We start from the raw sequence: 13,403 nt of genomic DNA, 5'->3' as shown, positions 1-13,403 counted from the left end.
GAAGGGTCAGACGTTGAAGCGGAACTCGACCACGTCGCCGTCCTGCATGACGTAGTCCTTGCCCTCCATGCGCACCTTGCCCGCCGTCTTGGCGGCGTTCATGGAGCCGGCGGCGACGAGGTCGTCGTAGGAGACGATCTCGGCCTTGATGAAGCCGCGCTGGAAGTCGGTGTGGATGACGCCGGCGGCCTCGGGGGCGGTGGCGCCGATCGGGATCGTCCAGGCGCGGGACTCCTTCGGGCCCGCCGTCAGGTAGGTCTGCAGGCCGAGGGTGCGGAAGCCGGCACGGGCGAGGGCGTCGAGACCGGGCTCGGTCTGGCCGATCGACTCGAGCAGCTCGGCGGCGGACTCGTCGTCGATCTCGAGCAGCTCCTGCTCGACCTTCGCGTCGAGGAACACGGCCTCGGCCGGGGCGACGAGCTCGGCGAGCTCCTTGCGCCGCGCATCGTCGGTGAGCACGCCCTCGTCGGCGTTGAAGACGTAGAGGAACGGCTTGACCGTGAGCAGGTTCAGCTCGCGCAGGGCGGGCGAGTTCATGCCGGCCGAGAACAGGGTGCGGCCCTCGTTGAGGATCTCCGCGGCCTTCTGGACCTCCTCGAGCACCGCCCGGCGGTCCTTCTGCATCCGCGACTCCTTCTCGAGCCGCGGCACCGCCTTCTCGACGGTCTGCAGGTCGGCGAGCACGAGCTCCGTCGCGATCGTCTCGATGTCGGCGGCGGCGTCGACCCGGCCGTCGACGTGCACCACGTCGTCGTCGGTGAACACGCGCACGACCTGGCAGATCGCGTCGGCCTCACGGATGTTCGCGAGGAACTTGTTGCCCAGACCGGCGCCCTCGGACGCGCCCGCGACGATGCCCGCGATGTCGACGAAGCTCACCATGGCGGGCACGACCTTCTCCGAGGAGAACATCGCCGCCAGCCGGTCGAGCCGCGGATCGCGCAGCGGGACGACGCCGACGTTCGGCTCGATCGTGGCGAACGGGTAGTTCGCGGCGAGCACGTCGTTGCGGGTCAGGGCGTTGAACATCGTCGACTTGCCCACGTTGGGGAGGCCGACGATGCCGAGGGTCAAGCTCACGGGGGTCCAGTCTAGGGATTGCATCAATCCGGACGGGTCGGGCGTGCGTCGGAGCGGGTGAAGGCCTTTCCCGACGACGATGCGGAGACTCCCCGTGATCGGCTCACGTTCCACCCTCGACACCCCGTTCGGCCCGTTCACCGCGGTCGTCGACGCCGACGGCGTCGTGCTCGCGGCCGGCTGGACGACCGACCCCGACGTGCGGCTGCTGCCGCTGATCCACGCCTCGCTCGCGCCGGACGAGGTGGTCGAGCGCGCCGACCTGGGGGCGGTGACGGCGGCGGTGCGGTCCTGGCTCGCCGGCGACCCGGCGCCGGCCGCCGCGGTGCCGGTCCGGCAGCACGGCGGGGTGTTCCTCCAGGAGTTGTGGGCGCGGATGCGCGACATCCCGGCGGGGTCGCCGGTGGCGTACGCCGAACTCGCGACGCTCGCGGGGCGGCCGCTCGCCGCGCGCACCGCGGGGCAGGCGTGCCAGACCAACGCGATCGGGCTGTTCGTGCCCGACCACCGGGTGCGCCGGAACGACGGGTCGCTCGGCGGCTACCGGTGGGGCGTCGAGGTGAAGGCGAAGCTGCTGGAGACCGAGGCCAACTGGCCGTGACCGGCGGAGATCCGAGACTGTCGGACCCCTGTGGTTCCGTGCGCGGCATGACGATCACCGGTGTCCTCCTGGGGCTGCTCCTGGGCCTGCTGCTCGGCGCCCTGGGTGGGGCGCTCGTGGCCACGCGGCTGGCCGCCGCGCGTCAGGAGGCGGCGGTGGCCGAGGCCACCCGCCGGTCCGGGGCGGCCGCGTCCGCCGCGCGGGCCGAGCTCGAGGCGGAGCGGCGGGCGGGCGCCGTGGCGCGGGAGTCGTTCGCGGCGCTGTCGGCCGACGCGCTCGCCGCGAACTCCGAGCAGTTCACGCGGCTCGCCGATTCCCGCATGCGCGAGCGGGAGCACGCGGTCGCCTCGCTGCTCGACCCGGTCGCCGCGACGCTGCAGCGGCTGGAGGGCCAGATGCGCAGCGCGGAGTCCGAGCGGGAGGCGGCGTTCGCGGGGCTGCGCGAGCAGGTCGGGGCGGTCGCCGCGTCGGCGCGGGGCGTGGCCGGGGAGACGCGGGCCCTCACCACGGCGCTGCGCACCCCGCACGTGCGGGGACGCTGGGGCGAGATGCAGCTCGAGCGCGTGGTGCACCTCGCCGGGATGGTCGAGCACTGCGACTTCACGCGGCAGTCGACGACGGGCAGCGAGGGTGCGGCGCAGCGGCCGGACCTGGTGGTGCGGCTCGCGGGCGGCAAGCAGGTGGTGGTCGACGCCAAGGTGCCGTGCGCGGCGTACCTGGAGTCGTTGGAGGCGCCCGACGAGGCGTCGCGGCGGGAGCGGGCGGCCGCCCACGCCCGTCAGCTCCGCACGCACGTCGACGGCCTGTCGGCCAAGGCGTACTGGCGCACCTTCGACCCGACGCCGGAGTTCGTGGTGATGTTCGTGCCGGGCGAGGTGTTCCTGTCGGCGGCGCTGGAGGCCGACCCGTCGTTGCTCGAGCACGCGTTCGCCGCCGACGTGGTGGTCGCGACGCCGACCACGCTGATCGCCCTGCTGCGCACCGTCGGGTACGCGTGGCGGCAGGAGTCGCTCGCGCGCGATGCGGCGGAGATCCACGCCCTCGGGCGGGAGCTGCACGCCCGGCTCGGCACGCTCGGGGGGCACCTCGGCAAGCTCGGGCGGTCGCTCGACGCGGGGGTGCGGGCCTACAACGAGACGGTCGGGTCGCTGGAGTCGCGGGTGCTGGTGACGGCGCGGCGGTTCTCGGAGCTGTCGGTCACGCGCGGCACGCTCGACGAGGTGGAACAGGTCGACCGGCGGGCACGGGTCCCGGGTGCCCCGGAGTTCGGCGCGGAGCCCGACGCGGACGACCCGGCGGACGGGGCTCCGGGCGGGTTCTCGGACCGGTCTCCGGGCGAGGGCGAGGTGCGTCGTCTGACCGGTTGAGGCCGGAGTCCGACCGGTTCGTGGTGGGCACGTCCCCCGGACACGTGCTATCGCTCCCCCGACGGGCGCGGGCTGCCGTCGGTGCGCCCGCTACCGTGATCGTGTGACCACGACGCGGGACGACCCGACGACCGCGGCGGCTCTCGCCGAGGTCGGCGAGGCGTCCGCGTTCCCGGGCCTGCGGGGTCTGCGGTGGTGGGGCGTGCTCCTGCTCGCGCTGGTGCTGACCGCCGGCGGGGTCGCGGTCGACGTCCTGCGCGAGGGCACCCTCGGGGTCGTCTTCCTCGCGGCCTACCCGGGCGGCTGCGTCCTCGCCGCCGTGCTCGCGCAGCGCCGGGACATCTTCGTGCCGATGGTGCAGCCGCCGTTGCTGCTGGCGGTGTCGGTGCCGGTCGCGATCGCCGCCACGGGAACGCTCCCCGCGTCGGGCGGGATGGTCTCCACCGCCCTGGCCGTCGGCGCGCCCCTCATCAACGGCTTCCCGGCGATGGCCGTGACCACCGTGGTGTGCGTGCTGATCGGCCTCGTGCGGATGCGGGTGCAACGGTGGCGACCGGCTGACGCCGCGGCGCGCCGGGAGCCGGTGCGGTCGGGACCTGCGGCGGCACCGACGCGGGAGGCGCCGCCGCGGGACCGGGATCGCGACCGGGGTCGGGACCGGGAACGTGCTCGCGAGGAGCGGGACCGTCGCGACGCCGCCGAGCGCGCCGACGCCGCGGAACGCCGCGAGCAGGCCGAGCGGGAGCGCCGCCGGGCCCAGGAGCGCGCGCGGGCCGAACGGGACCGCGAGATGGCCGAGCGCGACCGGGCCGCACGTGAGCGCCGGGAGCAGGACCTCGCCGAGCGCGAGCGCGCCCGACGTGAGCGCGAGGCGAAGCCCAGCTCCAAGAGCGGCTCGAAGAAGCGGCCGAAGCCCCGGGATGACCGCCCGGACGACCGCCCCCGCCCCGACGACCGTGAACGCCTCGCCCGTGGCGCCGCGGAGGTCCCGCCCGGCCCCACGCCGCGACGCTCACCGCTCAAGGGCGCGGGTCGCGACGAGGCCCCGGCCCGTGACCAGGCGCCTCGGGAGCCCGCACCGCGGGAGCCCGCACCGCGGGAGCCCGCACCGCGGGAGCCCGCGCCGCGGGACGCGCGCAGCCGCGAGGACCGGATGCGGGAGGAACGCCTCCGGGAGGAACGCCGCGGCGGAGGCCGGCCGCCCGGGGTCCACCCGGTGCGCGAGCGCCCGCCGGAGCGGCCGCCGCGCTGACGCGTTGGCCATTCCCTCGCCGAGGTGCACACCAGACATCCCGGCGGGCCGCCGAACCTGCCCCACGTCACCCTCGCGGACCGGGACCCGAGCGCCACCACCGCGAGGTCCACACCAGACATCCCGGCGGGCCGCCGAACCTGCCTCACGTACATCTCGCGGCGCGGCGCGGCGCAGCCGCCCCGCGCGCCGAGATCAGCGCACCGCGTCCGGGCGCATGTCGCGCTTGAGCTCACGCGGGAGCGAGAAGGTCAGCTTCTCGTTCGCGGTCGTGATCTCCTCGACCTCGGCGTAGCCGCGGTCGGCCAACCAGTGCAGCACCTCGCCGACCAGGATCTCCGGCACGGAGGCCCCACTGGTGACGCCGACCGTCTGCACCCCGTCGAGCCACGCCTCGTCGATCTCACCGGCGTGGTCGACCAGGTGCGAGTCCGTCGCCCCCGCCTGCAGCGCCACCTCGACCAGGCGCACCGAGTTCGACGAGTTCTTCGACCCCACGACGATGACCAGCTCGCACTGCGGGGCCATCGCCTTCACCGCGACCTGGCGGTTCTGCGTGGCGTAGCAGATGTCGTCCGAGGGCGGGTCGGCCAGCGCCGGGAACCGCTCGCGCAGCGCGGAGACGGTCTGCATCGTCTCGTCCACCGACAGCGTGGTCTGCGAGAGCCAGATGACCTTCTCCGGGTCGCGCACCTCGACCGACCCGACCGCGGCCGGGCCGTCGACCACCTGGATGTGCTCGGGCGCCTCGCCGGAGGTGCCCTCGACCTCCTCGTGGCCCTCGTGGCCGATCAGCAGGATGTCGTAGTCCTCGCGGGCGAACCGCTTGGCCTCCTGGTGCACCTTCGTCACCAGCGGGCACGTGGCGTCGATCGTCTTCAGCTCGCGCTGCGCGGCCTCGGCGTGCACCGCCGGTGAGACGCCGTGCGCGGAGAACACCACGGTCGCCCCCTCGGGCACCTCCGTGGTGTCCTCGACGAACACGGCGCCGCGGGCGGCGAGGGTGTTCACGACGTGGCGGTTGTGGACGATCTCCTTCCGCACGTACACGGGCGGGCCGTAGGTCTCGAGGGCCTTCTCCACGGCGACGACGGCACGGTCGACACCGGCGCAGTAGCCGCGCGGCTTGGCCAGCAGCACCTTGCGCGTCGTGGTCTCGGGCCCCAGGTCGGCAGACGTGGTGACGGACATGTCCCCGAGGGTACGGATTCGGCGCCGACGATCACGGGCGAGCGGGCGAACGTGACGTGTGACCAGCGCCCCCGTGGCGATTCGCACACCACCGGCGGGTGCTGGCAGGCTGGAGCAATGAGTTCCCTCCCGTTCCCGGTGCGCGTCGCCGCCGGACTGGTCGTCACCGCGGTCGAGGAGGTGCAGGCCCTCCCGCGGACGATCGTCGGCCTGCCGATCACCGCGGTGAGCACCGTGCTGCAGCTGTCCATGCGGGCGCAGCAGGTCGTCACCGAGCTCGCCATCAAGGGCGACACCGCGCTCGAGGGCGGCCGCCCGGTCGAGGACGCCCCGTCCTGGGCCCGTTTCGACGACGACGTCGACACCGCCCGCCCCGTCAGCACCCCGACCCGGCCCTCGCTGGAGCAGGCCGCCACCAACGGCCACGCCCGGCCGACCGGCCCGGGCGCCCCCGCCGTCGGGAAGCCGGAGAGGACCGCGAGCGTCACCCCCGACGCGCTGCCCGGCTACGAGACGCTGACCATCGCGCAGCTGCGGGCGCGGCTGCGGACCCTGTCCGTCGAGCAGCTCACCGAGCTCCTCGCCTGGGAGTCCGCGCACGCCGACCGGCCGCCGTTCGTCACCATGCTGACCAACCGGATCGCCACCGTCACCGCGGAGCAGTGACCGGGGCGAGCGGAGCGACGGGGGGCGGCACGGGGGCGGCTCCCGAGCCGACCACGAGCGCCGAGTCGCCGTGGCCGGTGCGGACGGTCGCGCTCAAGGTCTCGAAGTGGATCGACCGGCTCGGGCCGGTGTGGGTCGAGGGCCAGCTCACGCAGCTCTCCGCGCGCACCGGCACCGCGTTCCTGACGCTGCGCGACCCCGCCGCGGACGTCTCGCTCTCGCTGACCGCCCCGACCCAGCTGGTGCGCGAGAAGGCCCTGACCGAGGGCCAGCGCGTCGTCGTGCACGGCAAGTTCTCGTTCTTCTTCGGCCGCGGGACGCTGTCGCTGCGGGTCGACGAGGTCCGCGCGGTCGGTGTCGGCGAACTCCTCGCCCGCATCGAGCGGCTGCGGGCGCTGCTCGCCGCGGAGGGCCTGTTCGACGCGGCCCGCAAGCGCCGGCTGCCGCGCCTGCCCTCGTGCGTCGGGCTGATCACCGGGCGGGCGAGCGCCGCCGAGCACGACGTGGTCACGGTCGCGACGACGCGATGGCCGGCGGTGTCGTTCCGGGTCGAGAACACCGCGACCCAGGGCGTGCAGGCGGTCCCGCAGATCCTCGACGCGCTCGACGCGCTGGACCGCGACCCGGCGGTCGAGGTCATCGTCATCGCCCGCGGCGGCGGCAGCGTCGAGGACCTCCTGCCCTTCTCCGACGAGGCCCTGTGCCGCGGCATCGCACGCTGCCGCACCCCCGTGGTCACCGCGATCGGGCACGAGCCGGACACCCCGCTGGTCGACCACGTCGCCGACGTCCGCGCCGCGACCCCCACCGACGCCGCCAAGCGGATCGTCCCGGACCTCGCCGAGGAGACCGCCCACCTCGCCGCGCTGCGCACCCGCGCCCGCCGGGCGCTGCACGCCTGGGTCGAGCGCGAGGACGCGCTGATCGCCCGGCTGTGCGCCCGGCCCGTGCTCGCCGACCCGCTGCGCACCGTCGACGCCCGCGCCGGGGAGATCGTCGCGCTCACCGACCGCGCCCGGCGCACCGTCGACCGCGGACTGCGCGAGCGGGAGGCCGACATCCGCCACCGGCGCGCCTCGCTGACCGCCCTCGGGCCCGCCGCGACCCTCACCCGCGGCTACGCGATCGTGCAGCGGGGCGGCGAGGTCGGCTCCCCGGTGCTGCGCGCCGCGGCCGACGCGGCGCCCGGGGACGTGCTGCGGGTCCGCCTCGCGGACGGGGCCGTCACCGCGCGGGTCGAGGCCGCCGAGTGAGCGCCGTGGGCCACCGCTGACACTGGACGACCGGAACGGCACACGACGGGGGTAACGAGCATGGCCGACGACGAGCCCGGCTACGAGCAGGCCCGCGACGAGCTCGCGCAGGTCGTCGCGAAGCTGGAGGCCGGCGGGCTGTCGCTCGAGGACTCGCTCGCGCTGTGGGAGCGGGGCGAGGAACTCGCCCGGGTGTGCGAGCGGCACCTGGCCGGAGCACGCGCGAAGGTCGACGCCGTGCTCCGCGAGGCGGAGTCGCAGGAGCCCCCGGGTCGGTCAGGATAGGGCCATGAGCAGCCCGCCGGAGGAGGCCTGGGAGCGCGCGATCGCCGACGCGCACGACGGCTACCACGACGAGACCCGCCTGCACCGCGATCCCGACGTGCTCGTCGAGGACGTCGTGTCCTGGCGGATGCTCTCGCCGCACCTCATGCGGGCGCTGGCCTTCCTGGTCGCGCCGACCGTGCTGCTCGGGATCTGGCTGCTGCTCGACTACCTCGCCTCGACCTCCGGGCCCTCGATCACGGGCCGGCTCGTGATGAACGTCCTGATCGCCGTGATCGTGGTGCTCTACCTCGCCGGGCTCGCCGCGTTCTTCGCGCCAGCCAAGGAGCCGATCGCCGAGTACTCGCGACTGCTCGAGCACCGCGCCGGCGCCGCCCGCGGCGCCTATGACTGGGTCACCCGGGCCGCCCGCGCCCGCCGCACGCCCGCGGAGGTCGCGCCCAGCACCGTCGCCGGGGTGCCGGTGCTGCTGTTCCGGCAGCGCAGCGAGCGGGCGATGCTGCTCGTCCAGCCCTACGGCCAGGACCTCTACGTCGGCTGGACGATGTGGCGCTCCCGCTCGACCGCCACGCTCCTCGCGCACTTCCTGCGCGACACGTTCGGCCGCTTCGCGCCGCTGCCGGTCCTGTCCGCGGAGCTGCGCGCCGCCTCCACCCGCGCGATGCGCGAGAGCGTGCACTCGCTCGCCCGGGAGGGGGTCGCGGCCGCGGCGTACGCGGACCGCGCCGCCACGGAACCTTCCCGACGACGCGTCGAGCAGCCGGACCCGCCGCCCGCCACGTCCGTGCCGGAGCCGCACCGACCCGCCGCGGCCGAGCCGGCCGGTCGTCGGGAAGGGCTCCCCGCCTCGTCCCCGGTGACCGGGGAGGAATGGCTCACCGCGGAGCCGGAGCGCGAGTACGTCCGGCGCGACGACGCCGGCTGGGGCCCGCCCCCGCGCTGATGCGCGAGTGGCGCCGTCCGCCCGTCGGACGTGAGCCGTGTGCCGCCGCTGACACCGACTGACGGCTAGGGCGACTGCCGCGCCGTGGTGATCAGCTGGACGAAGCGGGCCGGGGAGGCGTTGCCGGTGACGAGCCAGCGCACCCCGCCGCCGACGTCGGCCACCCAGATCGGCTCGTTGCGCAGCCCGCGGTAGGTGGTCCACGTCAGGCCGTCCGCGCTCACCGGCGCCCCGGCCTGCGGCTCCCCCTGCTCGGAGGCGACGAGCCCCGCCTCGGTGCCGTTCGACTGGACGAGGCGGGCGAAGGCGTCGTCCGGCGTCACCCAGCCGAGCCGGAACGCGCGCCCGCCCGGGACGTCGCGGATGTCGCTGGACTGCGGGATCCAGTCCGCCGGCATCAGCGGCCCGCGGACCGGGAAGGGCAGCGTGGCGGCGGCCGACCGGGCCGCGTCGGCGACGTCGACGCGCTGCACCGACCCGCGGTCGACCGCGCCCGGCGCGGACACCGAGCACGCGCGGGTGAGTCCGGTCAGGGCCAGGACGATGACGGCGAGCACGATCGTCCCGACCGCGAACGGTCGGATCCCCCCGGTGCGGTCCGGCTGCGACGAACTCATGGGCTCCATCGTTCCAGTGGCGCTCGACGCCGCGCCGCGCGAGGCCGTGATCTGGGAGGATGGCGACCCCGTCCACGGACCGAAGTTGGAGCGCACCCGGTGACCTCTCCCGCCCGCCGTCGTCCCGAGGCCCCGGACCGCAACCTGGCCCTCGAACTCGTCCGGGTCACGGAGGCGGCCGCGATGGCCGCCGGCCGGTTCGTCGGGCGCGGGGACAAGGAGGGCGGCGACGGCGCGGCCGTCGACGCGATGCGCAAGCTCGTCAGCTCCGTCTCGATGCGCGGCGTCGTCGTCATCGGCGAGGGCGAGAAGGACGAGGCGCCGATGCTCTACAACGGCGAGGAGGTCGGCAACGGGGACGGCCCCGACTGCGACGTCGCCGTGGACCCGGTCGACGGCACCACCCTCATGGCCAAGGGCATGCCGAACGCGCTCGCCGTGCTGGCCGTCGCCGAGCGGGGCGCGATGTTCGACCCGTCGGCCGTGTTCTACATGGAGAAGCTCGCGGTCGGGCCGGAGTACGCCGACGTCGTGGACATCACGCGCTCGGTGAAGGACAACCTGCGCGCCATCGCGAAGCGCAAGGGCGGCGGCATCCCCGACGTCACGGTCTGCGTGCTCGACCGGCCGCGCCACGACCAGCTCGTGCAGGAGATCCGGGACGCCGGCGCCCGGATCCGGTTCATCTCCGACGGCGACGTCGCGGGCGCGATCGCCGCCGCCCGCCACGAGAGCGGCGTCGACATCCTGCTCGGCATCGGCGGCACGCCCGAGGGCATCATCGCCGCCTCCGCGATCACCTGCCTCGGCGGCTCCTTCCAGGGCCGGCTGTGGCCGAAGGACGACGCCGAGCGTGAGAAGGCGATCGCCGCGGGGCACGACCTCGACCAGGTGCTGCACACGACCGACCTGGTCAAGGGCGAGAACATCTTCTTCTGCGCCACCGGGGTCACCGACGGCGACCTGCTGCGCGGCGTGCACTACCGCGCGGGCGGCGCCACCACGCAGTCGCTGGTGATGCGGTCGAAGTCCGGCACGGTGCGGCTCATCGACGGCTACCACCGGCTGTCGAAGCTGCGCGAGTACTCGAGCTTCGACCTCGGCGGGGACGAGGACGACCAGCAGGAGTCGCCCTGGCAGTGAGCGCGGCCGGCGGACGTCGGCACAATGACGACCATGAGCAGCAACGGCGCCCAGGAGTTCCGCACCGAGCACGACACGATGGGCGAGGTGCAGGTCCCCGCCCAGGCGCTCTACGCGGCGCAGACCCAGCGCGCGGTGGAGAACTTCCCGATCTCCGGCCGCCCGATCGAGCCGGCCCAGATCCGCGCGCTCGGGCTCGTCAAGGGCGCGTGCGCCCGGGTGAACAAGGACCTGGGCGTGCTCGACGCCGGGATCGCCGACGCCGTCGCGGCGGCCGCCGACGAGGTCGCCTCGGGCGCGCACGACGGCGAGTTCCCGATCGACGTGTTCCAGACCGGCTCGGGCACGAGCTCGAACATGAACGCCAACGAGGTCATCGCGACGCTGGCCTCGCGCGCCTCGGGCTCCAAGGTCCACCCGAACGACCACGTCAACGCCTCGCAGAGCTCCAACGACGTCTTCCCGACGACGATCCACCTCGCGGCCACCGAGGCCGTCGTCCGCGACACGATCCCCGGTCTGGACCACCTCGCCGCGGTGCTCAACCGCAAGGCGCAGGACTGGCGCCACGTCGTCAAGTCCGGCCGCACCCACCTCATGGACGCCGTGCCGATCACGCTCGGCCAGGAGGCCGGCGGGTGGGCCACGCAGTGCACCCACGGCGGCGAGCGCCTCCGCGCGACGCTCCCCCGCCTCGGCGAGCTGCCGATCGGCGGCACGGCGGTCGGCACCGGGATCAACACCCCGGAGGGCTTCGGCGGCAAGGTCGTCGAGCAGCTGCGGCAGTCGACCGGCATCCCCGAGCTGACCGAGGCCCGCGACCACATCGAGGCGCAGGGCGCCCGCGACGGCCTCGTCGAGGTCTCCGGCGCGCTGCGCACCGTCGCGGTGAGCCTGTACAAGATCGCCAACGACATCCGCTGGATGTCCTCGGGCCCGTCGACCGGGCTCGCCGAGATCCGCATCCCCGACCTGCAGCCGGGCAGCTCGATCATGCCGGGCAAGGTCAACCCGGTGATCTGCGAGGCCACGATGATGGTCTGCGCCCAGGTCATCGGCAACGACGCGACGGTGGCCTTCTCCGGCACCCAGGGCAACCTCGAGCTCAACGTCATGATGCCGGTGATGGCCCGCAACATCCTGGAGTCGGCCCGCCTGCTCGCCAACGCCGCGCGCCTGCTCGCCGACCGCGTCCTCGAGGGCACCGAGGCCGACGAGGAGGCCTGCCGCCGCTACGCCGAGTCGTCGTCGGCGATCGTCACGCCGCTCAACCGCCTCATCGGCTACGAGGAGGCGGCGAAGATCGCGAAGAAGGCGATGAAGGAGCGGAAGACGATCCGCGAGGTCATCGAGGCCGACGGCTACGTGCGCGACGGCAAGCTCACCCAGGAGCAGCTCGACACCGCACTGGACGTGCTGGCCATGACCCGCGTGGATTCCTGACGACGTCGGGGTAGACAGCGGCCGTGTTGTTCTCCCGGGTCGTCGCGACCTCCGGCGAGGTCGGGGCGACCCGGTCGCGCAAGGCCAAGACCGCCGCGCTCGCGGCGGTCCTGGCCGACGCGTCGCCCGACGAGGTCGCGCCGGTCACGGCGTGGCTCGCCGGGTTCATGCTCCAGGGCCGGACCGGGATCGGGTGGCGCACGCTGTCCGGCGTCGAGATCGACCCCGCCGCCCAGCCGTCGCTCGAGGTCGGGGACGTCGAGGCGGCGCTGGACCGGCTCGCGGCGCTCGCCGGGTCGGGCAGCGGGGTGGGCGCCCGGCGGACGGCGGAGCTGTCGTCGTTGCTCGGCGCCGCCACCGCGGACGAGGGCCGGTTCCTGGTCCGGCTGCTCGGGGGCGAGCTGCGCCAGGGGGCGCTCGAGGGGCTGATGGTGGAGGCGGTCGCCGCTGCCGCGACCCTGGCGAGCGAAGCGACGGGCCGTCGGGTGCAGGTGCCCGCGGAGGTCGTCCGGCGGGCGTTCATGCTGTCCGGTCAGCTGCCGGAGACCGCCCGGACGGCCCTGGCCTCCGACGACCCGGTCGCGGCGCTGGAGGCGGTCGGGCTCGAGGTGATGCGCCCGGTGCGGCCGATGCTCGCCTCGCCCGGCGACTCGTTGGAGGCGACGCTCGCCGACCTCGGCACCGAGATCGTCGTCGAGCACAAGCTCGACGGCGCCCGGATCCAGGTCCACCGGCGCGGCGACGAGGTGCGGGTCTGGTCGCGCACGCTGCACGAGATCACCGACGCGGTGCCGGAGATCGTGGCGCTCACCCGCGGGTTGCCGGTCGAGACGGTCGTCCTCGACGGCGAGACGCTCGCCGTCGCCGAGGACGGTCGGCCGCGCGCGTTCCAGGAGTCGATGAAGGGCCTCGGGTCCGGCGCCATGCAGCCGTGGTTCTTCGACTGCCTGCACCGCGACGGCCGGGACCTGGTCGACGAACCGCTGGAGACCCGTCGTCGGGAACTGGCCGAGATCGTCGGGGACCGGGTCATCCCGTCCGTCGTCCGGCCGACCCCGGAGCGGGCGGCGCAGGCGATCGACGGGGCGCTCGCCGCGGGCCAGGAGGGCTCGATGGTCAAGGCCCTCGACTCGACCTACACCGCGGGACGGCGCGGGAAGGCCTGGCAGAAGATCAAGCCGTCGCACACGTTCGACCTGGTGGTCCTGGCGTGCGAGTGGGGGTCCGGACGACGCCGGGGGTGGCTGTCCAACATCCACCTGGGAGCGCGCACCGACGACGGCTTCGTCATGGTCGGCAAGACCTTCAAGGGCATGACCGACGAGACCCTGCGCTGGCAGACCGAGACGTTCCCGCGGTACGAGACCTCCCGCGACGCGTACACCGTGTACCTGCGGCCGGAGATCGTCGTCGAGATCGAGCTCGACGGGGTGCAGACCTCCACGCGCTACCCGGGCGGTGTGGCGCTGCGCTTCGCGCGGGTCGTCCGCTACCGCGACGACAAGCCGGTGGGCGAGACCGACACCCTCGACACACTTCGGGCGCTGCGCCGCTGATCGTCG

General features: G+C 74.4%; 13 protein-coding genes. 10 read left to right on the top strand and 3 right to left on the bottom strand.

Going from position 1 to position 13,403, the window contains the following annotated elements; translation table 11 throughout:
- Positions 1–6 precede the first annotated feature (6 nt).
- Positions 7–1,080 (bottom strand): redox-regulated ATPase YchF, encoded by a 1,074-nt coding sequence (gene ychF / locus ACQPYX_RS05095; protein WP_433801829.1) that lies wholly within the window; start codon positions 1,078–1,080, stop codon positions 7–9.
- Positions 1,081–1,174: 94 nt separating this feature from the next.
- Here ychF and ACQPYX_RS05090 point away from each other — a divergent pair, with 94 nt between their 5' ends.
- The 3 genes from ACQPYX_RS05090 to ACQPYX_RS05080 all read left to right on the top strand — a co-directional run bounded on the left by ACQPYX_RS05090 (position 1,175) and on the right by ACQPYX_RS05080 (position 4,300).
- Positions 1,175–1,681: a methylated-DNA--[protein]-cysteine S-methyltransferase gene (locus ACQPYX_RS05090; RefSeq protein WP_433801828.1), complete on the top strand. Its 507-nt coding sequence runs from the start codon at positions 1,175–1,177 to the stop codon at positions 1,679–1,681.
- 47 nt (positions 1,682–1,728) lie between these two features.
- On the top strand, positions 1,729–3,048 hold the full coding sequence (locus tag ACQPYX_RS05085) for a DNA recombination protein RmuC (RefSeq protein WP_433801827.1): 1,320 nt from the start codon (positions 1,729–1,731) through the stop codon (positions 3,046–3,048).
- A gap of 103 nt (positions 3,049–3,151) precedes the next feature.
- Positions 3,152–4,300, top strand: a complete 1,149-nt coding sequence (locus ACQPYX_RS05080; protein WP_433801826.1) for a DUF6542 domain-containing protein — start codon at positions 3,152–3,154, stop codon at positions 4,298–4,300.
- Positions 4,301–4,495: 195 nt separating this feature from the next.
- On the opposite strand, the gene ACQPYX_RS05075 is transcribed toward ACQPYX_RS05080, so the two are convergent.
- Complete coding sequence (locus ACQPYX_RS05075; protein ID WP_433801825.1) at positions 4,496–5,491, bottom strand: 4-hydroxy-3-methylbut-2-enyl diphosphate reductase; 996 nt, start codon at positions 5,489–5,491, stop codon at positions 4,496–4,498.
- A 117-nt stretch (positions 5,492–5,608) separates the two neighbouring features.
- Here ACQPYX_RS05075 and ACQPYX_RS05070 point away from each other — a divergent pair, with 117 nt between their 5' ends.
- Genes ACQPYX_RS05070 through ACQPYX_RS05055 form a run of 4 tightly spaced genes read left to right on the top strand, consistent with a single transcriptional unit; the run spans position 5,609 to position 8,638 of the window.
- Entirely contained in the window at positions 5,609–6,157 is a 549-nt protein-coding gene (locus ACQPYX_RS05070; RefSeq protein WP_433801824.1) for a lipid droplet-associated protein, read from the top strand.
- On the top strand, positions 6,154–7,410 hold the full coding sequence (gene xseA, locus ACQPYX_RS05065) for an exodeoxyribonuclease VII large subunit (RefSeq protein ID WP_433801823.1): 1,257 nt from the start codon (positions 6,154–6,156) through the stop codon (positions 7,408–7,410). Before ACQPYX_RS05070 ends, xseA begins: the two co-directional genes overlap by 4 nt.
- Positions 7,411–7,470: 60 nt before the next feature.
- A complete protein-coding gene (locus tag ACQPYX_RS05060) occupies positions 7,471–7,695 on the top strand; it encodes an exodeoxyribonuclease VII small subunit (RefSeq protein ID WP_230751577.1) in 225 nt (74 codons plus the stop codon).
- 4 nt (positions 7,696–7,699) lie between these two features.
- The gene (locus tag ACQPYX_RS05055; protein WP_433801822.1) at positions 7,700–8,638 is read left to right on the top strand and encodes a hypothetical protein; all 939 of its coding nucleotides are present in this window, start codon (positions 7,700–7,702) and stop codon (positions 8,636–8,638) included.
- Between the two features lie 65 nt (positions 8,639–8,703).
- On the opposite strand, the gene ACQPYX_RS05050 is transcribed toward ACQPYX_RS05055, so the two are convergent.
- Complete coding sequence (locus tag ACQPYX_RS05050) at positions 8,704–9,255, bottom strand: DUF4245 domain-containing protein (RefSeq protein ID WP_433801821.1); 552 nt, start codon at positions 9,253–9,255, stop codon at positions 8,704–8,706.
- A 99-nt stretch (positions 9,256–9,354) separates the two neighbouring features.
- Between ACQPYX_RS05050 and glpX the strand changes: the two genes are divergently transcribed.
- The 3 genes from glpX to ACQPYX_RS05035 are packed head-to-tail and all read left to right on the top strand — an operon-like array spanning position 9,355 to position 13,397.
- Positions 9,355–10,398: a class II fructose-bisphosphatase gene (glpX, locus tag ACQPYX_RS05045; protein WP_433801820.1), complete on the top strand. Its 1,044-nt coding sequence runs from the start codon at positions 9,355–9,357 to the stop codon at positions 10,396–10,398.
- Positions 10,399–10,431: 33 nt separating this feature from the next.
- Positions 10,432–11,841 (top strand): class II fumarate hydratase, encoded by a 1,410-nt coding sequence (locus tag ACQPYX_RS05040; protein ID WP_433801819.1) that lies wholly within the window; start codon positions 10,432–10,434, stop codon positions 11,839–11,841.
- A gap of 23 nt (positions 11,842–11,864) precedes the next feature.
- Positions 11,865–13,397: an ATP-dependent DNA ligase gene (locus ACQPYX_RS05035; RefSeq protein ID WP_433801818.1), complete on the top strand. Its 1,533-nt coding sequence runs from the start codon at positions 11,865–11,867 to the stop codon at positions 13,395–13,397.
- Positions 13,398–13,403 lie beyond the last annotated feature (6 nt).

The sequence above is a fragment of the Actinomycetospora sp. CA-084318 genome (assembly GCF_050955885.1).
Taxonomy (GTDB): Bacteria; Actinomycetota; Actinomycetes; order Mycobacteriales; family Pseudonocardiaceae; genus Actinomycetospora.
Note: the sequence above shows the minus strand (reverse complement) of the source record. Positions and strands in the feature narration are given on the sequence as shown.

Excerpts from the sequence above, each read along its gene's own strand:
- ACQPYX_RS05070 (WP_433801824.1), top strand. The coding sequence starts at position 5,609 with ATGAGTTCCCTCCCGTTCCCGGTGCGCGTCGCCGCCGGACTGGTCGTC.
- ACQPYX_RS05055 (WP_433801822.1), top strand. The coding sequence starts at position 7,700 with ATGAGCAGCCCGCCGGAGGAGGCCTGGGAGCGCGCGATCGCCGACGCG.
- ACQPYX_RS05085 (WP_433801827.1), top strand. The coding sequence starts at position 1,729 with ATGACGATCACCGGTGTCCTCCTGGGGCTGCTCCTGGGCCTGCTGCTC.
- ACQPYX_RS05075 (WP_433801825.1), bottom strand. The coding sequence starts at position 5,491 with ATGTCCGTCACCACGTCTGCCGACCTGGGGCCCGAGACCACGACGCGC.
- ACQPYX_RS05050 (WP_433801821.1), bottom strand. The coding sequence starts at position 9,255 with ATGAGTTCGTCGCAGCCGGACCGCACCGGGGGGATCCGACCGTTCGCG.
- ACQPYX_RS05040 (WP_433801819.1), top strand. The coding sequence starts at position 10,432 with ATGAGCAGCAACGGCGCCCAGGAGTTCCGCACCGAGCACGACACGATG.
- ACQPYX_RS05060 (WP_230751577.1), top strand. The coding sequence starts at position 7,471 with ATGGCCGACGACGAGCCCGGCTACGAGCAGGCCCGCGACGAGCTCGCG.